Genomic DNA, 22171 nt, shown 5'->3' with positions numbered 1-22171 from the left:
CGGACCGCCCCGAAAGCCGTTACAGCTCTTCGGAAGTGAAGCAATGCGAGCATCCGTCTACCGGACCGGTCCGGCCCGTGCGCCGCCCGAACGCCCGATCCAGCTCCGCGAGCATCGCCTCAACCGTCACCACAAGCCGACGCTATCCGCTCACTCCTGCCCCCTGCCAGGCATTTTCGTGCATCGGCCGACCATGGCCATGTCGTCCGAGCCATCGACAGGTTTCGCATGTCACAGCTCGCACGAGGTGCGAGATCCGGCGCACCTGGCACCTGGCACCTGGCACCTGGCACCTGGCACCTGGCACCTGGTCAAGCCAAACGCCAAGTAGTCCCTCCGCGCACTCTCCCCCGACCGAATCACAGGGCGATCAGTACGACTGCAATCACAATCAGCACGAGCAGCCCTGCGCACAGCCCGATAATGAGACCGGTTTTAGAGCGCGAAGGCGATGCCTGCCGGGCCGACATCAAAGCGTGCATTCCAGCCTCGTGTGACTCCATCGTTCGCTGATGTAGGGGCATCTGCTGGCCGTACCCGTGTTGAGCAGCCACCGGCTGCTGCGGCACAGACTGTGTACTCATCGGTTGGCCATAAACGGGATCACCCGCCACCGGCTGCTGCGGCATGGAATGACCTGCCGCGGGGTGCATTTGATACGAGGGCTGCGCGCCCATTTGCGCCGTCGGCTGTCGCGGCACAGGTTGTGCAGGACCATATTGCCCATAAACGGGATCGCCCGCCGTCGGCTGTCGCGGCACAGACTGTGCAGGCACATGTTGCCCATAAACGGGGACCCCCGCCACCGGCTGCTGCGGCATGGAATGGCCTGCCGCGGGGTGCATTTGGTGCGTGGGCTGCGCGCTCATTTGCGCTGTCGGCTGACGCGGCACCGACTGCGTATTCGCCGATCGCGGGTCGCCCGCTACTGGCTGACGGGGCATCGATTGGGCTGCCGCAGAGGGCATTTGATACGCGGATTGCGGTCCTGTCCCGGCAGCACCTGTGTCTGCCGAGCTCCCCCCGCTGATCGCTAATCGCGCCGCCTCCGCGAATTCCGCGCACGACCGGAATCGCTCGTTCGGCCGTTTCGACAGTGCTCGCTGTAGGACAGCGTCCAACTGGACCGGCAATCCCCATCGCACTTCGCTGATCGCGGGTGGCGGTTTTTGCAGATGACCTTGGACGACCACGGGTGCGTGCTTGGACTCGAACGGTGCTGCGCCCGTTAGTAACCAGAACAGTGTGCAGGCGAGGGAGTACTGGTCCGAGGTGGGGTCGAGTGGCGCCCCCATCAGTTGTTCCGGGGACGCGAAGGCCAGGGTGGCGTTGAAGGCTCCGGTCTGGGTGAGGTGGCCGGCGTCGTCGCGGAGTTTCGCGATGCCGAAGTCGGTGAGGAAGACCTGCTCGGGACCGGCCGACGCGCGGGTCAGCAGGATGTTGGCCGGTTTCACGTCGCGGTGCAGGACGCCCTTTTCGTGCGCGAAGTCGAGGGCCGTAGCCGTCTCGCACTCGATCCACAGCGCCTTCTGCGGCGGCAGGGTTTGCGGGTCGAGGGTGCCGGCGTCCGCGCCGTCGATGTATTGCATGGCGATCCACAGCTGCTCGTCCTCGAGCCCGCTGTCATACGCGGCAACGATGTTCGGGTGCACCAGCCGCATCACCAGATCCGCTTCGCGCTCGAACCGCGCGCGAATCCGGTGGTCGGAGAACAACTCCTGGTTCAGCAGCTTCAACGCGGCGCGCCGCGCCGAGCGCGAATCCTGGGCCAGATACACCGAGCCCATGCCGCCACGCCCGAGCTGCCGCTCGATGACGTACCCGGCAAATATCGTGCCCGCCGCCAACATCCGCCCTCCTCACCTCGATCAGCAACCGACCCTAGTCCCCCGGCTCTACCTGCGCACTACCCCGCGGCGGCCACCGCGTCGACTTCGAATTGCATCGCGGGCAAGGCCAGTGCGGCGACGCCGGTCAAGGTTTGGACCGGCGGGCGGTCGCCCCAGATCTCGGCGATCTTCTTGCCGAGCACCTCGAGCTTCGCCAGGTCGTGGCCGACGATGAAGGTGCCTAGCCCACCGAGGTGCGACATGACGATGCCCGCCTCCGGAAACGGAGTCGGGCATCGCGCCGAACGAACTACTCAGATGTCAGAGCACCGACTTGAGGATCAGCGTCAGGACGCCGGCTGCGACCGCCAGCGCCAGTGCGCCCGCGCCCCAGACGAAACCCTTGCGCTCCCACGGACGACCGGCGTCGAGGGAGAACTTGCCCGCGCCGGTGAACCCGATGGCGACGGCCACGGCCGCGAACGTCAGCGCGCTCTGGATTCCGGGGCCCTCAGCAGTACCGAACAGGCCGTTGGCCCAGGTGGCATTGATCGCGTTGAGCATGGTGCCGGTCACGATGGCCGCCGCGAGCGGGGTGGCCAGGCCGAAGATGAGCAGCAGACCACCGACGAGTTCACTGAGACCGGCGAGGGTGCCGAAGAAGGTGCCCGGGTTGTAGCCCATGCCCTCGAACATCTGCTGGGTCGCGTCCAGGCCGTAGCCGTTGAACCAGCCGAACAGTTTCTGGGCGCCGAAGGCAGCCATCAGTCCGCCGAACACGACGCGCACGATGAGCAGGCCGATATCGGTGGCGACATTGTCGAGTGGCGAGGCGAACTGCAACCGGGAGGTGGTTGTGGGCGTGGCTTCGGTGGTGGTCATGCTGGTTCCTCATCCCTGCGTGGTGGACAGCTTCTGTTGGTCTCGCTAACAACCGGACCGAGGTCCGATTGAAGCACGTTGTGACCCAACCACGTCAATGCAGCGACTATTCCAACGCCGGGCGAATTTATTCGGCCAAGAAGAAGAAATAGCCTGCGAACACCACCATCAGCACCCACATCGTCGGGTGGATCTCCTTGATCCGGCCCTTGGCGGCCATGACGATCGGGTAGAAGATCATGCCCATCGCCAACCCGTTGGCGATCGAGTATGTGAGCGGCATCATGATCACGGTGATGAACGCCGGGACCGAATACTCCAGCCGTCCCCAGTCGATATCTCCGAGCGAGCGCGCCATCAGGATGCCGACCACGATCAGCGCGGGAGCGGTGATCGCCCCCGAACCCGCGATGATCGCGAAGATCGGATAGCAGAACATCGCGAGCAGGAACCAGCCCGCGGTGGTGATCGCGGTGAGGCCGGTGCGCCCGCCCGCCGTCACACCGGCCGTCGATTCGACGTAGGCGGTGGTGGTGGAAGTGCCGATGACAGCACCGGCCATCGTGCCGACCGCGTCCGCGGCGAACGCACTGGACGCGCGCGGCAGCCGGCCGTCCTTGTCGAGCAGTCCGGCTTGGTTCGCGACGCCGATCAAAGTGCCGGAGGCATCGAAGAAGTCGACGAACAGCATGGTCAGCACGACGATGGCCATCTGCGCGGTGAACGCGTCGGGCAGGTGGATGATCGCCTGACCGAAGGTCTGGTCCAGACCCTTAGGCATTTCGACGACACCGCCGGGCAGATCGACCAGACCGGTGACGATGCCGAGCAGCGCGGTCAGCACGATGCCGTAGAGCACCGCGCCGTGCCAGCCGCGAACCAGGAAGATCACGGTCACCACCAGACCGAACAGCGCGAGCAGCGTGGTGCCCTTGTGGAAATCGCCGAGCGTGACGAAGGTGGCCTCGCTGGCGCGCACGATGCCGGCGGCCTTCAAACCGAGGAAAGCCACGAACAAACCGATGCCCGCGCCGACGGCCAATTTCATCTGCATCGGGATCGAGTCGAGGATCTTCTCCCGAACCTTGGTGACCGAGAGGATGAAGAAGATGATGCCGGAGAGGAGGGTGCCCGACAGCGCGACTTCCCACGGGATTCCCATGCTCAGCACGACGGTGTAGGCGAAGAACGCGTTGAGACCCATGCCCGGCGCGAGCGCGATCGGATATTTGGCCCATAGGCCCATGACGAGCGTGCCGAACACCGCGGCGACGGCGGTCGCGGTGAAGACCGCCTGGGTCGGAATCCCCTTGTCGCCGAGCGGGCCGTGATCGCCGAGCACCGCCGGATTCACCGCCAGCACATAGGACATGGCCAGGAAGGTGACCGTACCGGCCATCAGCTCGCGCTTCATCGTCGAGCCGTTGTCGCTGACGCCGAAAAATCCGTCGATGCGACTACGCGTGCGAGGCGGCACGTCGGTGGCCATGTGGGTTCTCCAGTCGTGGATAAGTACAAAAGGGGTGCTCAGGCACGTTAGCGGACAGTTGGCTGAATTGGAGATTCGTACCAGTGGCTGCGCGGCCGACACGCTCGTGACGATCGTCACCATGGCCATCTCAGACAGTGTCGTCTACTTTTGCCAGCAGAGACCAATCAGCGGCCGTTGTGCGCGCCTGCCGACCGTCGCTCGTATGGAGGGGAAGTCCAGGTGTCCAACGTCTTTCGGGATCCCAACATCAACGACGGCGAGCTGTCCCAGTATGTTGTCACCATCGGGTCCGATCCGGCCGAGTATCAGGTGTCGTCCACGGTCCGGCACGACGGCGACAAGGGGTACCTGACCAGGATGACCCTGACCCTCCCGGACAACTTCTCGATGACCGTGGATCAGACCTTCGATCGCACCGGCGGGGAGCTGCGGGCACTCACCTATGTGGCCGAGAGCAAACATCAGGACACCCTGGTGAGCCGCGAGGAAGGCAACTTCGCCGGGACCTCGCACCTACAGTTCGGCGGCAAGGTGGAACCGTTTCCCAGTCCGCTGACCTCACTGCTGGGCGGCGGCACCACCTTCCGTGGGCTCGACTTCCGCAAGGGCGAGAAGCAGCTCGTCAACCTGTGGCTGGCGTATTCGATCCACTGGCCGGTCGAGGTGAAGGTGGAGAAGCGGACCACCGTGGAGGTGCCGGCCGGGCGGTTCGACACCTGGCAGGTCAAGGCCAAGCCGAGCTTCACCCACATCAACGGCCTGCTGGACAAGGTGGTCAGCGGACTGCTGCCCGCGTTCACCCTGCACTTCGACGCCGCGGCGCCACATCGGCTGGTGCGCTTCAGTTTTCCGACCGGCCCGATGCCGTGGAACCCGAAGGGGCTGGCCCAGCTGAACCACCTGGCGGATTAGGCGCTCGGCGCGGCGACCAGACCCAGCTCGGCGTCGGAGGCGAGCAGTTCGTTGTGCGGCAGCACCCGAACCGTGTACCCAACGGCGCCGGACAGCGGAACCGGGGTGTCGACGGCGAAAAGCTCTACGCCCGAATCGGTTCCGGTGTGGGTCATCGGGATGGTGGCGACATCGGACAGGTCGTCGTACGGTGACACCCGGCCGAGTACCGCCTGCACCACCACATCCGAGACGTGCAGTCCACCGAGGTCGACGCGCGCCGTCAGCGACAGGTGCGCGCCGATGATCGGGGTATCCGGCAGGCCAGCGCTGTCGACCTGGACCACCCGCACCTTCGGCCACGCCGATTCGATGCGCTGCCGGTATTCCGAAACCGTACGGGCGCCGGCGAATTCGTCCGCGACAACGTTCCGATAGGCGCCGGCGGCGGGCGCGTAGTACTGCACCGCGTAGTCGCGGACCATGCGCGAGGCGAGCACCTGCGGGCCGAGCGTCTGCAGCGTGTGGCGCACCATTTCCACCCAGCGCACCGGCATTCCGAGGTCATCGCGGTTGTAGAAGCGCGGCGCGACGGTGCGCTCGAACAGGTCGTAGAGCGCGGCGGCTTCCAGATCGTCGCGGCGGTGCTCATCGGTGACGCCGTCGGCTGTCGGTATGGCCCAGCCGTTCTCGCCGTCGAACATCTCGTCCCACCAGCCGTCCCGGATGGACAGGTTGAGACCGCCGTTGAGCGCCGACTTCATGCCCGAGGTGCCGCACGCCTCCAGCGGGCGCAGCGGATTGTTCAGCCACACATCGCATCCCCAATACAGGTACCGGGCCATCGACATGTCGTAGTCGGGCAGGAAGACGATGCGGTGCCGCACCTCGGGGTCGTCGGCGAACCGGACCACCTGCTGGATAAGGGATTTGCCGCCCTCGTCGGCAGGGTGACTCTTGCCCGCCACCACCAGCTGCATCGGACGATCGGGGTCGAGCAGCAGGGCGCGCAGGCGCTCCGGGTCGCGCAGCATCAGGGTGAGCCGCTTGTAGGTCGGCACCCGGCGCGCGAAGCCCACGGTCAGCACGTTCGGGTCGAAAATGCTGTCCACCCAGCCGAGTTCGGCTTCGGCGGCGCCGCGCTGCAACCAGGACGCGCGCACCCGGCGGCGCACCTCCTCGACCAGCAGTGCGCGCAGGTTGTTGCGGGTGGACCACAGTTCCCGCAGGTCGACATCGCGCAGCCGTTCCCAGCCGCGCGCCTCCTCCACCAGCTCCTTACCGATGTGCTCGCGGGCCTTGTCCAGCCACTCCCGGGCCGCCCAGGTGGGCGCGTGCACACCGTTGGTGACCGAGCCGATCGGCACCTCCGCCGCATCGAATCCCGGCCAGAGCGGGGCGAACATCTCACGGCTGACCTCGCCGTGCAGCTTCGAAACACCGTTGGCGCGCTGGGCGAGTCGCAGACCCATGTGCGCCATATTGAACACCGACGGATCGTTCTCGCGCCCGAGCGTCAGGATCCGATCGACGAAAAGCCCCGGCAGCATGGCGGATTCGGCTTCGCCGTGCGCACCGCCGAAGTAGCGGCGCACCAGGTGCATCGGGAAGCGGTCGATGCCGGCGGGCACCGGCGTATGCGTGGTGAACACCGTCCCGGCCCGGACCGTGGCCAGCGCGGTCTCGAAATCCAGTCCGCCCGAAACGTATTCGCGGATCCGCTCGACACCGAGGAAGCCGGCGTGGCCTTCGTTCATATGGAATACGTCGGGATCCGGCAGACCCTCGGCGCGGGTGTACGCGCGCACCGCCCGTACACCGCCGATACCGGCCAGGATCTCCTGCTTGATCCGGTGATCCTGATCGCCGCCATAGAGCCGGTCGGTGACCGCGCGCAGCTCCGGATCGTTCTCCGCGATATCGGAATCCAGCAGCAGCAGCGGAATCCGCCCTACCTGCGCGATCCACACCCGCGCCCGCAGCACCCGTTGATCCGGCATCGCCACGTGGATCAGCACCGGCGAGCCGTCGGCGGTCAGCAGCCGCAGCGGCAGACCCTGCGGATCGAGCGCCGGATAGTGCTCGATCTGCCAGCCGTCTGCCGACAGCGACTGCCGGAAATAGCCGGAGCGATAGAGCAATCCGACGCCGATCAGCGGCAACCCCAGATCCGAGGCGGCCTTCAGGTGATCGCCCGCGAGGATCCCGAGCCCGCCGGAGTAGTTCGGCAGCACCTCGGTGACACCGAACTCCATCGAGAAGTAGGCGATGCCCTTGATCTCCTCGGCCAGCTGGCTCTGGAACCACAGCGGCTTGCTCAGATATTCGCGCAGATCCGCGGCCGCCGCGTCCACCCGCGCGGTGTACTCCGCGTCGCCGGCGAGCTCGTCCAGCCGGGCCGCCGGCACCTCCCCGAGCATCCGCACCGGGTCGTGCGCGACCTCCCGCCACAGGGCGGGGTCGAGCGTCTCGAACAGGTCCTGCGTCGGCCAATGCCACGACCAGCGCAGATTGGTGGACAACTCGGCCAGGGCCGCGAGCCGCTCAGGCAGATGGGCCCGGACAGTGAATCTGCGCAGCGCTTTCACCCCGCGAACCCTACCGAACCCCCCAGGTCAGTGCAGACGCCGAGTGGCGCACCAGGTGGCGATCATTCGACGTTCACCGCAGCCATCCGCCACTCACTTGCCGGTCTTCTCGGCCAGTTCGGCGGCGTACTCGGGGCTGAACTGGTCGGCGTACGCCTCGGACGGGGCGATCTCCATGATCATGTCGAGCAGGACGCCGCTGGGGTCGGCGACGATGAAGTGGCGCTGGCCGAAGTCCTCCGAGCGGATCTCCAGTTCGGCTTTCATCCCGCCCTGCACGACCATCCGCTCCCACTCCGCGTCGACGTCGTCGACCTCGAAGTTCAGCAGCAGGCCCTGTACCGGCTTGCGGTAGGCCGCGGGCACGGTCGGGTGGGTGTAGTCGAGCAGTGCGATCTCGTCGGACCGTTCGCCCTGCTGCCGCCGCAGGCTGACGTACCAATCTGCCTCGAAGACGATCTCGAAGCCCATCCATTTGGTGTAGAAGTCGCGGCTCTCGGCGATCTTGTCGGTGCCGAGGACGGGGTAGTAGCCGGTCAGTTTCATGACGATTACCTTTCACGTACCGTTGGTATGTGAGCTAAGCTAGTTCACGTACCATCGGTATGTCAATGGGAGGATTCCGAATGGCGAGCACCCTGCGCACCCAGCAGCGCGAGGAGACCCGGCGCACCCTGCTGCGCGAGAGCCGCCGCCTGTTCGCGGCGAAAGGCTATGGCGCGGTGGGGCTCTCGGAGATCGTCAGCGCCGCCGGCGTCACCAAGGGCGCGCTGTACCACAACTTCGCCAGCAAAACCGAGGTCTTCCGCGCCGTCCTGGAACAGGTGCAGCACGAGGTCGGCGAACGCGTCGCCGCGGCGGCCGACGCCGAACCCGATCCATGGCGCCAACTACTCACCGGCTGCGAAACTTTCCTGACCGTCTGCACCGACCCCGACATCCAGCGCATCATGCTGATCGACGGCCCCGCCGTCCTCGGCTGGCACGAATGGCGGGCCCTGGACGAGGCGAGTTCCGCCCGCCACCTCGGGGAGGCGCTGCAATCCCTGATCGACGCGGAAATCCTTCCCCCACAACCGATCACACCCCTCACCCACCTGCTCTCCGGCGCGATGAACGAGGCCGCCCTCTGGCTGGCCGGCACGGACGACCCCCAGGCCTTGACCGAGACCACCGCCTCCTTGCGCCGGCTACTCGAAGGTCTGCGCTAATGCGGCGAGAAGGGTCGCCTGAAAAGCGATCGCGGGGATCTGACTACCTCAATTACCGTGCTGCCATGCATCCGAACGTCGAACGCGTGGCAGCTGTCCTCCGCGGGCACGGCGCGAGCGGGGAGATCGTCGAACTCGCCGAGCCCGCCCCCACGGCGGTGGCCGCCGCCGAGCTGCTGGGCTGTGAGGTCGGCGCGATCTGCAACAGCCTGATCTTCGCGGCCGACGGCGCCCCGTTGCTGGTGCTCACCAGCGGCGCACATCGAGTCGACACCGCCGCGGTCGCCCGCCTCGTCGGCGCGGCGAAGGTCGAGCGGGCCACGCCGGCGTTCGTACGGGAAGCCACCGGCCAGGCCATCGGCGGCGTCGCGCCCGTGGGTCACCCGGCCCCGATCCGCACACTGATCGACACCTGGCTCGACAAATACGACGTCGTGTGGGCGGCGGGCGGCCACGCCCACACTGTCTTCCCGACGTCGTACGCCGAACTCCTCCGGATCACCGGCGGAACACCGGGCGACATCGGCGCCACCGCCTAAGTCGCGCAACCTGCACAGTTCGCAGATCTCGATCAGCCCCGGTCGGCAAATCGTGCAGTTCCACCCGAGATCGGCCGAAATCGCCAGAGACTGCCGAAAATTGCACGATTCGCATGCCCGCGCGGGCAGTTGGCGGCGGCGAGTTGGGGCGGGCCGAAAATCGCTCGCGTGAATTCCGGCGGCATGACAGCATCGGGTGATGCCGCACTGGGTCGACGTGCTTCCCCAATTTCTGCTGGCCTGCCTGATCTTGGCTGTGCTGCCCGGGCCCGCGACAGCGCTGTTTCTGCAGCGCGCGGTGCGTGATGGCCGTACCGCTGGTTTGGCGGCGGTGGCGGGCAACGAGATCGGCGTATTCGCATGGACACTGGCGGGTGGCGCGGGATTGTCGGTGCTGCTGGTGGCCAACAGATTCCTCAACACCGCTGTGCATATTGTCGGCGCGCTCGTGCTGATCTGGCTCGGCGTCCAAGCCTGGCGCGGCGCGAAGGGCGACGGCGAGTTCGGGTCGACGGTCACGGGGCTGCTGCCCTCGGGGCGCACGCCCGCGTCGGCCTTCCGGGCCTCGCTCGTCTCGATCGCCGCGAACCCGAAGGCGGCGGTCTTCGGGCTCACAATCCTGCCGCAGTTCCTGCCGTCGACCGGTCCGGTGCTGCCGACGGTGCTGATTCTGGCGGTGATTCAGCTGGTCATCGACACCGCGTGGTGTGTCGGGATCGTGCTGGCGGCCGACAAGGCGGGTGGCTGGTTGCGGCGGGCCGGGATCCGGCAGCGGGTGGAGCGCGCGCTCGGGGCGATCTTGGTCGCGCTCGGCGTCGGTCTGGCCGCGGACGCACGCTGACACCAGCGCACCCGGTAGGTTGGTCGTCGTGACCGGCCGCATCGCCATCGATGACACCGCCCCATCCATCCCCGGCGGGTACCCGGCCAAGGCCGTGGTGGGTGAGGTGTTCCCGGTGCGCGCCGTGGTGTGGCGCGAGGGGCACGACGCGGTCGCCGCCACGCTGGCGGTGCGCGGGCCGGGGTCCTCGCGGGTCACCCGGATTTCGATGGCGCCGGACTACGAGCCGGATGTGTTCAACGCGGTGTTCGTCCCGCACCAGCCCGGCACCTGGACCTTCCGCATCGAAGGCTGGAGCGATCCGATCGCGACCTGGCGGCATGCGGTGGAGGCGAAGCTGGCCGTCGGGCAGAGCGCCGCCGACCTCGCGAACGATCTGGAACTCGGGGCGCAACTGTTCGAGCGGGCCGCCCAAGCTGTGCCGAAGAAACAGTTCGAGCGGCTGCGCGCGGCCGCGGCCGCACTGCGCGGCGACGAGCAGTTGCCGGCCCGGGTCGCGCCCGCGTTCACCGAGGAGGTCGCCGAGATCCTGCGCGCGGTCCCGTTGCGCGACATGGTGACCCGCGGGCCGCAGCACACCGTGCAGGTCGATCGGCATCGGGCGCTGTTCGGTTCCTGGTACGAGTTCTTCCCACGTTCCACCGGCGGCCGCGACGCGGACGGCAACCCCGTGCACGGGACCTTCGCGACCGCGACGAAGGAGCTGCCGCGCATCGCCGCCATGGGCTTCGACGTGGTGTATCTGCCGCCGATCCACCCGATCGGCGAGGTGAATCGCAAGGGGCGCAACAACTCTCTGGTCGCCGAGCCCGGCGATGTGGGTTCGCCGTGGGCCATCGGCTCCGCCGCCGGCGGGCACGACGCCATCCACCCGGAGCTGGGCACCGAAGCCGACTTCGCCGACTTCGTGGCTGCGGCAAAGCAATCAGGGCTGGAGGTCGCCCTGGACCTGGCCCTGCAATGCGCACCCGACCACCCCTGGGTGGCGGCGCATCCGGAATGGTTCACCACCCTGCCCGACGGCACCATCGCCTTCGCGGAGAATCCGCCCAAGAAGTATCAGGACATCTACCCGGTCAACTTCGACAACGACCCCGACGGTCTCTACGCCGAGGTGCTGCGCGTCGTCCGGCACTGGATCGCGCTGGGCGTCAAGATCTTCCGCGTCGACAACCCGCACACCAAACCCGCCGACTTCTGGGAATGGCTGATCGCGCGCGTGCGCCGCAGCGACCCCGACGTGCTCTTCCTGTCCGAGGCGTTCACCCGACCCGCCCGCCTCTACGGGCTGGCACGGCGCGGATTCACCCAGTCCTACACGTATTTCACCTGGCGCGTGCACAAGTGGGAGCTCGCCGAATTCGGCTACGAGCTCGCCGCGAAAGCGGACGAGGCCAGACCGAACCTGTTCGTCAACACCCCCGACATCCTGCACGAAAGCCTGCAACACGGCGGGCCCGGCATGTTCGCCATCCGCGCCACCCTCGCCGCCACCCTGGGCCCCACCTGGGGCGTCTACTCCGGCTTCGAACTCTTCGAGCATCAGGCGGTGCGCCCCGGCAGCGAGGAATACCTCGACTCGGAGAAGTACGAACTCCGCCCGCGGCCCTTCGCCGAAGCGGTGGCTCGCGGAGAATCCTTGGAGCCGTGGATAACTCGGCTCAACGAGATCCGCCGCAACCACCCCGCGCTACAGCAGCTGCGCTGCATCCATTTCCACCAGATCGACAACAACGCTTTGCTCGCCTACTCCAAGATCGACCCGGGTAGCGGGGACGCGGTTCTGGTGGTGATCAACCTGAATCCCTATGCGGCCGAACACGGTTTCCTGTCGCTGGACCTGCCCGCCATCGGCCGGGAATGGCACGACCACCCGGTGGTGACCGACGAGATCACCGGCGAGGAATACCACTGGGCGCAAAGCAATTACATTCGCCTGGACCCGTCCAAAGCGGTCGCCCACATCATCGCGCTGCCGCCGGTCCCGCAGCGGGCACGTACGGAGCTGGCCTACCGCAGGACCTTTCGGTGACGACCAGCCGCCGGGATCTGATGTTGCTCGCAGCGGGCACACATCCGGATCCGCATACGGTGCTCGGTGCGCATCCGCACCCAGACGGCACGATCGTGCGCGCGCTCCGGCCGCAGGCCGAGGCTGTCGCCGTGCGGGTCGGCGGCGTGGATCATCCGCTGAAGTCGTTGGGCCACGGCGTTTTTGCCGCGGTGCTGCCCTATCCGGAGTTGATGGACTATCGGATCCTCGCCACCTACCCGGGCGGCCCTGCGGTCCTGAGTGCCGACGGTTATCACTTCCTGCCCACAGTCGGCGAATTCGACCTGCACCTGATCGGTGAGGGCCGGCACGAACACCTCTGGGAGGTACTCGGCGCGCACCCCCGGCGCTACACCACCCTCGATGGTGCGGTGACCGGCACCTCGTTCGCGGTCTGGGCACCGAATGCCCGGGGCGTCACCGTATTCGGTGATTTCGACAGCTGGGGCGGCCATACCGCGCCGATGCGCGCGCTCGGCTCCTCGGGTATCTGGGAGGTGTTCGTCCCGGGGGTCGCGGTGGGCACGAAATACAAGTATCGGATCCATGGCGCGGACGGACGCACCGTCGATCACGCCGATCCGATGGCCTTCGCGACCGAGTTGCCACCCGCGACCGCCTCGGTGGTCACCGAGTCCAGTTTCGTTTGGCAGGACCAGGATTGGCTCGAGCGGCGCGCCGAGGTCGACCCCACCCGCGCACCGATGAGTGTCTACGAAGTGCACCTCGGCTCCTGGCGGCCCGGCCTGAGCTATCACGAAATCGCCGACCAACTGGTCGAATACGTACAAGAGGTCGGCTACACCCACATCGAACTGCTGCCCATCGCCGAGCACCCCTTCGGCGGCTCCTGGGGCTACCAGGTCACCTCGTATTACGCCCCCACAGCACGTTTCGGCTCCCCCGACGACTTCCGCGCCTTCGTCGACCGCATGCACGCCGCGGGCATCGGCGTGCTCCTGGACTGGGTACCCGCGCACTTCCCACGCGACGAATGGGCCCTGGCCCGCTTCGACGGCACCCCGCTCTACGAACATCCCGACCCCCGGCGCGGCGAGCAACTCGACTGGGGCACCTACGTTTTCGACTTCGGCCGCAACGAGGTCCGCAACTTCCTGGTCGCCAACGCACGGTACTGGCTCGAAGAGTTCCACATCGACGGCCTGCGCGTCGACGCCGTCGCCTCCATGCTGTACCTGGATTACTCACGCCCCGAAGGCGATTGGGAGCCCAACCGGCACGGCGGCCGGGAAAACCTGGAGGCCGTCGACTTCCTGCAGCAGCTCAACGACACCGTGCACCGCCACCATCCGGGCGTCGTCACCATCGCCGAGGAATCCACCACCTGGCCCGGCGTCACCCGCGGCACCGACGTCGGCGGTCTCGGCTTCACCATGAAGTGGAATATGGGCTGGATGCACGACACCCTCGGTTACCTGGGCCGCGACCCCATCCACCGGGCCTGGCACCACAACGAACTCACCTTCTCGCTCACCTACGCCTGGAGCGAGAACTACGTCCTCCCGATCAGCCACGACGAGGTCGTGCACGGCAAGGGCACCCTGTGGACCCGGATGCCGGGCGACGACTTCGCCAAGGCCGGTGGCGTGCGCGCCCTGCTCGCCTACATGTGGGCCCACCCCGGAAAGCAACTGCTGTTCATGGGCCAGGACTTCGGCCAGTTCCGCGAATGGTCACACGACCGCGGCCTGGACTGGCAGGAGCTGGAAAACCCGCTCCACCAAGGCATTACGACGACCGTCCGGGCCTTGAACCGGGTCTACCGCGCGCACCCGGCGCTGTGGACCCAGGACACCACCCCCGGCGGCTACTCCTGGATCGAAGCCGACGACCGCGACCGGAACGTTTTCGCCTTCCTGCGCCACGGCTCCGACGGATCGATGGTCGCCTGCGTCTACAACTTCTCCGGTGCAGAGCATGCCGAATACCGGGTCGGCCTGCCGACGACCGGCGAATGGAGCGAAATCCTCAACACCGACGCCATCGACTACGGCGGCTCCGGTCTCGGCAATCTCGGCGCGGTGAAAACCGAGGACATCCCCTGGCACGGCCGCCCCTGCTCCGCCGCTGTCACCCTCGCCCCCAACAGCGCCATTTGGCTCGCCGCGCCACCCGCCTGACCGCTTGAAAATTCGCCCTGCCAGCCTATTTCCGCGGCATCGGTACTGTGTCGATCATGCTCGTGTGGATCAACGGCCCGTTCGGCGGTGGAAAGACCCAGACCGCATACGAATTGCACCGCCGCCTGCCCGGCAGCGTCGTCTGTGATCCGGAAATGGTCGGCTTCGGCCTGCACCGCACGATGCCCAGGGAGCTACGCGGCGACTTCCAGGACCTCCCCGCCTGGCGGCAGGGCGTCTTCGAAGTCCTCGACCTGGTGCTCAACAAACACGACGGCGTGGTCATCGCCCCGATGACCGTCGTGAACCCCGCCTACTTCGACGAAACCGTCGGGCGGCTCCGCGAAACCGGCCACGACGTCAGGCATTTCGCCCTCCTGGCCGATCGCGAGACTGTTCGGCAGCGTCTGCGCGCACGCGGCGGCTTCGGTCTCCGCTTCGACAGCTTCGCCGTCGACCGCATCGACCGCTGCCTGGATGCCCTGCAACGCCCCGAATTCGCCGAGCACATCCAGACCGATCACATCAGCGTCAGCGAGGTGGCCGACCGCATCGCCACCGCGGCCGGCCTCACCCTCACCCCGAATACCGACGGCGCGCTCCGCACCCGCCTGCGCCGGGCGAAGGTCAGCCTCAGCCACATCCGCTTCTAGCCTCGCCCCGCCCCGCCAACGACTACGTACTTAGTACAGAGCGGCGGCAAGCTTACGACGGGCCGCGACGACGAAAGGCTCGGCCGCGTCGAACAATTCGAAGAGCTCCAGCAGGCGAGTCCGGGCCTTGGTGCGATCGTCGCCGGCGGTGCGCTTGATCAGTGCGATCAGGCGATCGAAGGAAGCCTCCGGACGCTGATTCAGCATTTCGACGTCGGCGGCGTCCAGCGCGGCATCGACATTCGCGGGATCCGCGTCGGCGGTGGCCACAATCGAGTCCGGGATGGACTGCGCGCGGGCCAGGAAGCGGAGCTGCCGCAGCGCGGCCTTGGCCTCTTCATTGCCCGGCTCGGCCGCGATGATCTCCTCGTAGGCCGCCTCCGCGCCGGCGAGGTCGCCGCGCTCCAGGGCTTCCTCGGCGGCGGTAAAGCGCGGGTCCTCGGGTTCCGGCTGCGCCTCGCCCTCGTCCCCGGGCAGCTTGCCCGCGACCGCGTCGATGACCGCGTTCAACCACTGCCGCACCTGCGGCTCCGGCTGCGCGCCTTCGAAATCGGCGAGCGGGCGGCCACCAGCGATCGCGACCACCGTCGGAATGCCCTGCACCTGCAGCGCCTGCGCGATGCGCATATTGCTCTCGGCCTCGACGGTGGCCAGCGCCCAGGCGCCGCCGTCTTCGACAACCAGGCGCTCCAGCGTGCGGACCAGCTCGACGCTGCCCGGGCTGCGCTGTGAGAACAGCGCCACCACCACCGGTACCTGGACGGACCGGCGCAACACCTTCGTCTCGAAATCCGCCTCGCCGACCGCGTAATCGCCGCCGGGCGCAGCGCCATCCGGCGCGGCAGGCGGCTGCTTCAAGCTGGACAGATCCACCGCACCGGACATTGCGGCGGCGACGGCGGGCGAAGGACGGCGTGGGGCAGGTCGATTCACGGTTTCCAGTTTGTCACGAGGAGACGGCGGTGGCTTCTTTGGATACCGAGCCGGGATCGCTCAGCTCACCCAACTGGCCGGTGCGCTGCGCCCAGACCTCGAAGATCACGGTGAACAGCGGCGGAATGCTGGACGCCAGCGCCAGCAGCGTGGTCTTCCAGTTCCACTTCAACTCACGCGCAGCGAGCAGCGCCGTCACCAGGAACAGCACGAAGATGATCCCGTGCACCGGCCCGAAGATCTTCACCCCGACCTCATTCCCGGGGTCAGGCAGGCCCAACCAGCTGTACTTGAACGCCATGCCGGTCAGCAGACCCACCCAGGAGATCGCCTCGAGCACAGCGATGAACCGAAACCGCTTCGCAACAGTGCTCAGGTCGAAAATATTGCCCATGGCCAACATTGTGCCGTATGCACTACGACATGTCGTAGTGGACCATGTCACAAGGGGGTAGCCGAGACCCTTATTGGTCTCGGGGCGGTTAGCCGGCCCTGATGATGAGGGCGTCGCCCTGGCCGCCGCCGCCGCACAGGGCTGCCGCGCCGATGCCGCCGCCGCGGCGCTTCAGTTCGAGGGCCAAGTGCAGGACGATGCGGGCGCCGGACATGCCGAGCGGGTGGCCGACGGCGATGGCGCCGCCGTTGACGTTCACCTTCTCGGGATCGATGCCGAGCTTGCGGGTCGACGCGATGCCGACCGCGGCGAAAGCCTCGTTGATTTCCACCAGATCCAGGTCGGCCGGGGAGATCCCCTCCCGCTCACAGGCTTTGGCGATGGCGTTGGCCGGCTGGTCCTGCAGGGTCGAATCCGGGCCGGCGACGACGCCTGCCTTGCCGATCTCCGCGATCCAGGTCAGGCCGAGCGACTGTGCCTTCTCCTTGCTCATCACGACCACTGCGGCGGCGCCGTCGGAGATTTGTGAGGCGGTGCCTGCGGTGATGGTGCCGTCCTTGCGGAACGCCGGGCGCAGCTTGGCCAGCGATTCGGCGGTGGTGTCGGCGCGGATGCCCTCGTCGGCGCTCACCATGATCGGGTCGCCCTTGCGCTGCGGCACCGCGACCGGGACCACCTCGTCGTCGAAGACACCGTTCTTCCAGGCCGCCGCCGCACGCTGGTGCGAGGCCGCCGCGAACGCGTCCTGATCCTCGCGGCTCACCGTGTCGGTGTCGTTGCGGGTCTCGGTGAGCGCGCCCATGGCCTGGTCGGTGAAGATGTCGTGCAGTCCGTCGAAGGCCATGTGGTCGAGCATGGTGACATCGCCGTACTTGAAGCCCTCGCGGGACTTCTCCAGCAGATGCGGGGCCTGGGTCATGGACTCCTGGCCGCCCGCGACCACGATCTCGTACTCGCCCGCGCGAATCAGCTGATCCGCCATGGCGATCGCGTTGATGCCGGAAAGGCACACCTTGTTCAGCGTGAGCGCCGGCACATCCATCGGGATGCCCGCGGCCACGGCGGCCTGCCGCGCCGGGATCTGGCCCGCGCCCGCGGTCAGCACCTGGCCCATGATCACGTAGTCGACCTGCTCGGGCGCCACGCCACCCTTCTCCAGCGCCGCCTTGATGGCGATGCCGCCGAGGTCGGACCCGGTGAAGCCTTTGAGGCCGCCGAGCAGCCGGCCGATGGGGGTACGAGCACCGGAGACGATGACGGTTGTGGTCACGACTAGACCTCGCTGTTCTGTGCTTTCCTGGGGAACTACTCCACGGTAACTGGTACGGCTGCCCCACAGGCAACCAGGGCAAGCTACCTTCAAGTAGTGAGCACAGCTTCAAATGAACACGGTTTCATCCCGGGGGACTACGTCATCGCCGTCGATCACGTCGGTATCGCGGTACCGGACCTGGACGCCGCCATCACCTGGTACGCCGAGAACCTCGGCATGATCGAGACACATCGCGAGGTCAACGAGTCGCAGGGCGTGCACGAGGCCATGCTTTCGCTGCCCGGCGCCGCGGACACCGCGACTGCCATCCAGTTGCTGGCTCCGCTCAACGCGGAGTCGACCATCGCCAAGTTCATTGATCGCAGCGGACCCGGCCTGCAACAACTGGCCTACCGCGTCACCGACATCGAAGCCGTCTCTACCTATTTACGGGATCGAGGTCTGCGTTTGCTGTACGACGCCCCCCGGCGCGGAACGGCCGATTCCCGCATCAATTTCATCCACCCCAAGGATGCTGGCGGTGTGCTGATCGAGTTGGTCGAGCCGAACCCGAATCTTACTCACTAGTACCAAGATCGAGGCCGGAAACTTCTTCGGAATCACATTCGCGGTCGAGTCACCATGACCTTCGAAGAGGCTGTAGTTTGTGTGCCATGTCGTCACCTGAGTCCGATCGCAATCGCTTCGTTGCACTGCCCTTCACCGTTGTGCGCAAGGGTTATGCGCAAGACGAGGTACGCAACTACTTCGACCGCTTCGACGCTGAACTAAGGGTCACCGCTACCGACCGGGATGCCGCCGCGGCGCAGGCCCGGAATCTCGCGAGCCAGCTGGAAGACGCTCGGGACGAGATCGACGAACTCCGGAAGGAGGTCGATCGGCTCTCCGTTCCGCCGACCACGGCGGAAGGCATGTCCGACCGTATCTCGCGCATGCTGCGCCTGGCCTCCGACGAGGCCTCCGAGGTCCGCGCCCTGGCGCAGGCCGAGGCCGCCGAGATGGTGTCGATCGCCGAGCAGCAGGCGACCGAGATGCGCGGCAAGTACGAGTCCCTGCTCGGGGAGACGAAGGAGAAGCGCGAGGCGCTCGAGATCGAGTTCGAGCAGACCCTCGCGAACGCGCGTACCGAGTCCACCAAGATCATCGAGGCCGCCCAGGCCGAGGCCGACCGTATCGGCAAGGAAGCCGACGCCAAGCGCAAGGCCACCCAGCAGGACTTCGAAGTCACCATGGCCGAGCGTCGCACCAAGCTCACCCGCGCCATGGAGGAGCTGGAGGCCACCAGCCGCGCCGAGGCCGCACAGCGGATCAAGGACGCGACCGACGAGGCCAACCGTCTCATCACCTCCGCCACCCAGACCTCCGACCGCAAGATCGCGCACGCCAAGGAACTGGCCGAGGAGATGCGCGTGCTGCGCGGCCGGGTCCTGGCCCAGCTGCTCGGCATTCGCGGCCAGCTCGACTCGGTGCCGGCCATGCTCGCGGCGGTCAACCGGGAAAGCGAACTGCTGGACGGCGTTCCGGATCAGCGCAAGTCGATCGGCGGCGGCAACAAGCAGGTCTCCGGTTCCCGCACCAAGGCCATCCCCGAGGTCGCGTCCGAGGACGAGGACATCGACGCCGACGAGCGCGAGAACGCTGACATCGCCTGACATCGGAACCACTCGGGCGACGACGCACGTGGGCGATGCTGTGACAACTACACAGATGCGGGACAGCGGCTGAAGCCGTAGTCCCACAAGATAATTCGATCGAAGGCCGCTCCCGCGAGGGGGCGGCCTTCCTAATTTCCAGAGGGTGGGTCGCGACCGTTTCACTGTCACATCTGTCCCGAAACCGACCCAGGTGTATGTGCCGGAAGTGGCCTACGGTATATCTAGAAACCAGAAGGCCCTTGCTCGTCCGATAGATGCGCCTGATGACAGCCCCGCCGCACGTTGACGATCAGGACCACCGTCTCGTGATGCGGCGGGTTTGGCGTCCATTCCAGCAGCCGCGGTGCCAGTGCCTGCGATCCTCTTCCCCGCCATACGTCGGCCAAGCGACGATATGGGCTACGCCAGGGAGGATTTCGTGATCGCAGCCGGGACAGCGGTAGGTCTTGGTAGCGCGGCTGCCGGGAATGGTGCGCACGACATAGGACTCACCGTCGGGGCCCTCGACGGACCTGCTGAGCTCGAATCCCGCCGGGAAACCCTCGCCCAGCGCGTCGCCACCGGACTTGGCGTTCCGTGAGTGCGCGCGTGGTTTCCGACGAGGCATACCTCAAGCCTAAATCCTCGCCCGAGAGCGCAAACCCTCGGCTACGCGTGACTGTGCGGGCCGCCGACGGCCGGACCGGCCTTGCCCTCAGAACAGACGGAATTCGGTGCTGTCCGTGCCGCGCAGGGCGTTGTAATCGAGGGTGAGGCAGCGGATTCCACGGTCCTCAGCCAGGGTTTTGGCCTGCGGCTTGATCTGCTGGGCCGCGAAAACGCCCGCGACCGGCGCCAGCAGCGGATCACGATTCAGCAGCTCCAGGTAGCGGGTCAGCTGTTCCACGCCGTCGATCTCACCGCGGCGCTTGATCTCCACCGCGACGGTGGCGCCGTCGGCATTGCGGCACAGGATGTCCACCGGCCCGATGGCCGTCATGTACTCGCGCCGAATCAGCGAATATCCCGGACCGAGCGTCTCGATGTGCTCGGCCAGCAATGCCTGAAGGTGCGCCTCCACACCGTCTTTCACCAAGCCGGGGTCGACGCCGAGCTCATGCGCCGAGTCGTGCTCGATCTCCTCGATGGTGATCCGCAGTTCCTCGCCGGCCTTGTTGGTCACCACCCACAGCGCCTTCGCGCCCTCGGGCGCGTCCCCGTCGCGTTCCTCCAGCCAGCACGGCGGGCTCATCCAGTTCAGCGGCTTGTAGGACCCGCCGTCGGAATGCACCAGCACCGAACCGTCGTTCTTGATCATCAACAGCCGCTTGGCCATCGGCAGATGGGCGGTAAGCCGACCGACGTAATCGACCTGGCAACGAGCAATCACAAGGCGCACCGGTCGAGTTTAGGCCCTTGCCGACAGCCCGCTCGACGCGCCCGGCAGTCGCCACGGCGCGCGCCGGAAATTCCCTGGCCCGACGGTGCGCGCACGGATTACGCTGCTCCGATGACCAGCGGATCCCTGTTCTGCAGTACCGAACTCGCCGCGCGCATCGAACGCGCCGAGACCGACCTGATCACCATGGGCAGCGCCGCGGCCGCGGAACGCCTGGGCGGCGGAGGCTTCACCGTCCCGCTGGCCGGCGGCGTGGCCTCCTTCGCCGAGCCGGGTTCGCCCCTCAACAAGGTGGCAGGTCTCGGCTTCGCCGGTACACCGACCACAGCGGAACTCGACGACATCGAAAAGCGCTACGCGGCCGCGGAATCACCCGTCCAGATCGAGCTGGCCCACCTCGCCGACCCGCCCCTCGCCGAACTGCTTACCGCACGTGGCTATCGCCTCGTCAACTTCGAGAACGTCCTCGGCATCCCCCTGCCCGACGCCACCACCAGCTCAGTCCCACCGGGAGCCATCGAAGTACGCCCCAGCGACGACACCGAATTCGATCTCTGGCTCGACATCGTCGCCGAAGGCTTCGCCCACCCCGACAGCCAAGGCGTCGCCTCCCACGAGGAATTCCCCCGCGACATCATCGCCAACGCCATGCGCGACCTCACCGCCGCCGCCGGCGTCCAACGCTACGTAGCAACCCGCGACGACCAAGTCGCCGGCGCCGCAAGCCTGCGCCTCACCAACGGAATCGCCCAACTCACCGGCGCAGCCACCCTCCCAGCCCACCGCCGCCAGGGCGTCCAATCCGCCCTGCTATCAACCCGCCTCGCAGTCGCGACCACCGCCGGCTGCGACATAGCCGTCATCACCACCCAGCCCGGCTCAAAGTCCCAGCAGAACGCCCAACGCCGCGGCTTCGCCCTCCTCTACACCCGCGCCATCCTCCTCAAGGACTAGACGAACAGTCGCAGGTGGGACATAGCCGAGGCGGAGGCCGAGTAGCCCCTCCGTGGTGTCCCACTCGACTACGTCAGGAAACGCAAAAAGGCCCCCAACCAATGGTTGGGGGCCTTTCGCAATGATGTTCCGGCGGTGTCCTACTCTCCCACACCCTGTCGAGTGCAGTACCATCGGCGCAGGTGGCCTTAGCTTCCGGGTTCGGAATGGGACCGGGCGTTTCCCCACCGCTATAGCCGCCGTAACTCTATGAAACCGACCGCGTCCTATCGCGGTCGTCCCGGCGAAAGCCGGGATCCAACCAATGCGATAGACGCAGTGTGTTGTTTCAGATACTGCACAGTGGACGCGTAGCTTCTTTGTTGGTAAGTCCTCGGCCGATTAGTACCAGTCACCTACACCCGTTACCGGGCTTCCAGTTCTGGCCTATCAACCCCATGGTCTGTGGGGGGCCTTAACCCATC

21 protein-coding genes and 2 rRNA genes are annotated in these 22171 nt (G+C 66.8%); 10 read left to right on the top strand and 13 right to left on the bottom strand.

Annotated elements, in window-relative coordinates:
• Nucleotides 1-359: 359 nt before the first annotated feature.
• The 4 genes from IBX22_RS32180 to IBX22_RS32165 all read right to left on the bottom strand — a co-directional run bounded on the left by IBX22_RS32180 (nucleotide 360) and on the right by IBX22_RS32165 (nucleotide 4200).
• Nucleotides 360-1850 (bottom strand): serine/threonine-protein kinase, encoded by a 1491-nt coding sequence (locus IBX22_RS32180; RefSeq protein WP_194819576.1) that lies wholly within the window; start codon nucleotides 1848-1850, stop codon nucleotides 360-362.
• A 56-nt stretch (nucleotides 1851-1906) separates the two neighbouring features.
• A complete protein-coding gene (locus IBX22_RS32175; protein WP_228539972.1) occupies nucleotides 1907-2092 on the bottom strand; it encodes a hypothetical protein in 186 nt (61 codons plus the stop codon).
• 58 nt (nucleotides 2093-2150) lie between these two features.
• Nucleotides 2151-2711, bottom strand: coding sequence for a DoxX family protein (locus tag IBX22_RS32170; RefSeq protein ID WP_194819575.1), 561 nt, complete (start codon nucleotides 2709-2711; stop codon nucleotides 2151-2153).
• Nucleotides 2712-2838: 127 nt separating this feature from the next.
• Nucleotides 2839-4200 (bottom strand): NCS2 family permease, encoded by a 1362-nt coding sequence (locus IBX22_RS32165; protein WP_194819574.1) that lies wholly within the window; start codon nucleotides 4198-4200, stop codon nucleotides 2839-2841.
• Nucleotides 4201-4422: 222 nt separating this feature from the next.
• On the opposite strand from IBX22_RS32165, the gene IBX22_RS32160 reads away from it, so the two are divergent.
• Nucleotides 4423-5115 (top strand): hypothetical protein, encoded by a 693-nt coding sequence (locus IBX22_RS32160; protein ID WP_194819573.1) that lies wholly within the window; start codon nucleotides 4423-4425, stop codon nucleotides 5113-5115.
• Here the strand turns inward: IBX22_RS32160 and glgP are convergent.
• Together glgP and IBX22_RS32150 are read right to left on the bottom strand one after the other, a co-directional pair.
• The gene (gene glgP, locus IBX22_RS32155; protein ID WP_194819572.1) at nucleotides 5112-7682 is read right to left on the bottom strand and encodes an alpha-glucan family phosphorylase; all 2571 of its coding nucleotides are present in this window, start codon (nucleotides 7680-7682) and stop codon (nucleotides 5112-5114) included. The genes IBX22_RS32160 and glgP overlap by 4 nt on opposite strands.
• Before the next feature lie 93 nt (nucleotides 7683-7775).
• On the bottom strand, nucleotides 7776-8228 hold the full coding sequence (locus IBX22_RS32150) for a VOC family protein (RefSeq protein WP_194819571.1): 453 nt from the start codon (nucleotides 8226-8228) through the stop codon (nucleotides 7776-7778).
• 80 nt (nucleotides 8229-8308) lie between these two features.
• On the opposite strand from IBX22_RS32150, the gene IBX22_RS32145 reads away from it, so the two are divergent.
• From IBX22_RS32145 to IBX22_RS32120, 6 genes are all read left to right on the top strand, one after another.
• Complete coding sequence (locus IBX22_RS32145) at nucleotides 8309-8893, top strand: TetR/AcrR family transcriptional regulator (RefSeq protein ID WP_194819570.1); 585 nt, start codon at nucleotides 8309-8311, stop codon at nucleotides 8891-8893.
• 65 nt (nucleotides 8894-8958) lie between these two features.
• Complete coding sequence (locus tag IBX22_RS32140) at nucleotides 8959-9432, top strand: YbaK/EbsC family protein (RefSeq protein WP_194819569.1); 474 nt, start codon at nucleotides 8959-8961, stop codon at nucleotides 9430-9432.
• A gap of 199 nt (nucleotides 9433-9631) precedes the next feature.
• Nucleotides 9632-10273: a LysE family translocator gene (locus IBX22_RS32135; RefSeq protein WP_194819568.1), complete on the top strand. Its 642-nt coding sequence runs from the start codon at nucleotides 9632-9634 to the stop codon at nucleotides 10271-10273.
• Between the two features lie 28 nt (nucleotides 10274-10301).
• Nucleotides 10302-12305, top strand: a complete 2004-nt coding sequence (locus tag IBX22_RS32130) for a maltotransferase domain-containing protein (protein ID WP_194819567.1) — start codon at nucleotides 10302-10304, stop codon at nucleotides 12303-12305.
• Nucleotides 12306-12325: 20 nt separating this feature from the next.
• Entirely contained in the window at nucleotides 12326-14467 is a 2142-nt protein-coding gene (glgB, locus tag IBX22_RS32125; protein ID WP_194819806.1) for a 1,4-alpha-glucan branching protein GlgB, read from the top strand.
• A 56-nt stretch (nucleotides 14468-14523) separates the two neighbouring features.
• Complete coding sequence (locus tag IBX22_RS32120) at nucleotides 14524-15120, top strand: AAA family ATPase (RefSeq protein WP_194819566.1); 597 nt, start codon at nucleotides 14524-14526, stop codon at nucleotides 15118-15120.
• A gap of 30 nt (nucleotides 15121-15150) precedes the next feature.
• On the opposite strand, the gene IBX22_RS32115 is transcribed toward IBX22_RS32120, so the two are convergent.
• The 3 genes from IBX22_RS32115 to IBX22_RS32105 all read right to left on the bottom strand — a co-directional run bounded on the left by IBX22_RS32115 (nucleotide 15151) and on the right by IBX22_RS32105 (nucleotide 17717).
• The gene (locus IBX22_RS32115; protein WP_194819805.1) at nucleotides 15151-16005 is read right to left on the bottom strand and encodes a tetratricopeptide repeat protein; all 855 of its coding nucleotides are present in this window, start codon (nucleotides 16003-16005) and stop codon (nucleotides 15151-15153) included.
• Nucleotides 16006-16066: 61 nt separating this feature from the next.
• On the bottom strand, nucleotides 16067-16456 hold the full coding sequence (locus IBX22_RS32110; RefSeq protein ID WP_194819565.1) for a DUF3817 domain-containing protein: 390 nt from the start codon (nucleotides 16454-16456) through the stop codon (nucleotides 16067-16069).
• A gap of 79 nt (nucleotides 16457-16535) precedes the next feature.
• Nucleotides 16536-17717 carry an acetyl-CoA C-acetyltransferase gene (locus IBX22_RS32105; protein WP_194819564.1) on the bottom strand — a complete coding sequence of 394 codons (1182 nt, stop codon included), beginning with the start codon at nucleotides 17715-17717 and terminating at the stop codon, nucleotides 16536-16538.
• 96 nt (nucleotides 17718-17813) lie between these two features.
• Here IBX22_RS32105 and mce point away from each other — a divergent pair, with 96 nt between their 5' ends.
• Both mce and IBX22_RS32095 read left to right on the top strand, forming a co-directional pair.
• Entirely contained in the window at nucleotides 17814-18287 is a 474-nt protein-coding gene (gene mce, locus IBX22_RS32100) for a methylmalonyl-CoA epimerase (protein WP_194819563.1), read from the top strand.
• An 86-nt stretch (nucleotides 18288-18373) separates the two neighbouring features.
• Nucleotides 18374-19372 (top strand): hypothetical protein, encoded by a 999-nt coding sequence (locus IBX22_RS32095; RefSeq protein ID WP_194819562.1) that lies wholly within the window; start codon nucleotides 18374-18376, stop codon nucleotides 19370-19372.
• 292 nt (nucleotides 19373-19664) lie between these two features.
• On the opposite strand, the gene IBX22_RS32090 is transcribed toward IBX22_RS32095, so the two are convergent.
• Nucleotides 19665-19982 carry an ATP/GTP-binding protein gene (locus IBX22_RS32090; RefSeq protein WP_194819561.1) on the bottom strand — a complete coding sequence of 106 codons (318 nt, stop codon included), beginning with the start codon at nucleotides 19980-19982 and terminating at the stop codon, nucleotides 19665-19667.
• An 87-nt stretch (nucleotides 19983-20069) separates the two neighbouring features.
• Nucleotides 20070-20753: an endonuclease NucS gene (gene nucS / locus IBX22_RS32085; protein ID WP_194819560.1), complete on the bottom strand. Its 684-nt coding sequence runs from the start codon at nucleotides 20751-20753 to the stop codon at nucleotides 20070-20072.
• Nucleotides 20754-20879: 126 nt separating this feature from the next.
• Here nucS and IBX22_RS32080 point away from each other — a divergent pair, with 126 nt between their 5' ends.
• Nucleotides 20880-21707 (top strand): GNAT family N-acetyltransferase, encoded by an 828-nt coding sequence (locus IBX22_RS32080; RefSeq protein WP_194819804.1) that lies wholly within the window; start codon nucleotides 20880-20882, stop codon nucleotides 21705-21707.
• A gap of 127 nt (nucleotides 21708-21834) precedes the next feature.
• On the opposite strand, the gene rrf is transcribed toward IBX22_RS32080, so the two are convergent.
• A 5S ribosomal RNA gene (gene rrf, locus IBX22_RS32075) occupies nucleotides 21835-21951 on the bottom strand.
• 117 nt (nucleotides 21952-22068) lie between these two features.
• A 23S ribosomal RNA gene (locus tag IBX22_RS32070) occupies nucleotides 22069-22171 on the bottom strand; the annotation flags it as partial.

It is taken from the genome of Nocardia sp. XZ_19_385, from assembly GCF_015355755.1.
GTDB lineage: Bacteria > Actinomycetota > Actinomycetes > Mycobacteriales > Mycobacteriaceae > Nocardia.
This window is presented reverse-complemented; position numbering and strand designations above follow the sequence as displayed.

Bases quoted from the DNA above. Each gene is read 5' to 3' on its own strand.
- IBX22_RS32180 (WP_194819576.1), bottom strand. From the start codon at position 1,850: ATGTTGGCGGCGGGCACGATATTTGCCGGGTACGTCATCGAGCGGCAG.
- IBX22_RS32090 (WP_194819561.1), bottom strand. From the start codon at position 19,982: ATGCCTCGTCGGAAACCACGCGCGCACTCACGGAACGCCAAGTCCGGT.
- IBX22_RS32175 (WP_228539972.1), bottom strand. From the start codon at position 2,092: ATGTCGCACCTCGGTGGGCTAGGCACCTTCATCGTCGGCCACGACCTG.
- glgB (WP_194819806.1), top strand. From the start codon at position 12,326: ATGTTGCTCGCAGCGGGCACACATCCGGATCCGCATACGGTGCTCGGT.
- IBX22_RS32135 (WP_194819568.1), top strand. From the start codon at position 9,632: ATGCCGCACTGGGTCGACGTGCTTCCCCAATTTCTGCTGGCCTGCCTG.
- IBX22_RS32145 (WP_194819570.1), top strand. From the start codon at position 8,309: ATGGCGAGCACCCTGCGCACCCAGCAGCGCGAGGAGACCCGGCGCACC.
- IBX22_RS32170 (WP_194819575.1), bottom strand. From the start codon at position 2,711: ATGACCACCACCGAAGCCACGCCCACAACCACCTCCCGGTTGCAGTTC.
- IBX22_RS32120 (WP_194819566.1), top strand. From the start codon at position 14,524: ATGCTCGTGTGGATCAACGGCCCGTTCGGCGGTGGAAAGACCCAGACC.
- IBX22_RS32165 (WP_194819574.1), bottom strand. From the start codon at position 4,200: ATGGCCACCGACGTGCCGCCTCGCACGCGTAGTCGCATCGACGGATTT.
- IBX22_RS32115 (WP_194819805.1), bottom strand. From the start codon at position 16,005: ATGTCCGGTGCGGTGGATCTGTCCAGCTTGAAGCAGCCGCCTGCCGCG.
- IBX22_RS32110 (WP_194819565.1), bottom strand. From the start codon at position 16,456: ATGTTGGCCATGGGCAATATTTTCGACCTGAGCACTGTTGCGAAGCGG.
- IBX22_RS32150 (WP_194819571.1), bottom strand. From the start codon at position 8,228: ATGAAACTGACCGGCTACTACCCCGTCCTCGGCACCGACAAGATCGCC.
- IBX22_RS32140 (WP_194819569.1), top strand. From the start codon at position 8,959: ATGCATCCGAACGTCGAACGCGTGGCAGCTGTCCTCCGCGGGCACGGC.
- IBX22_RS32095 (WP_194819562.1), top strand. From the start codon at position 18,374: ATGTCGTCACCTGAGTCCGATCGCAATCGCTTCGTTGCACTGCCCTTC.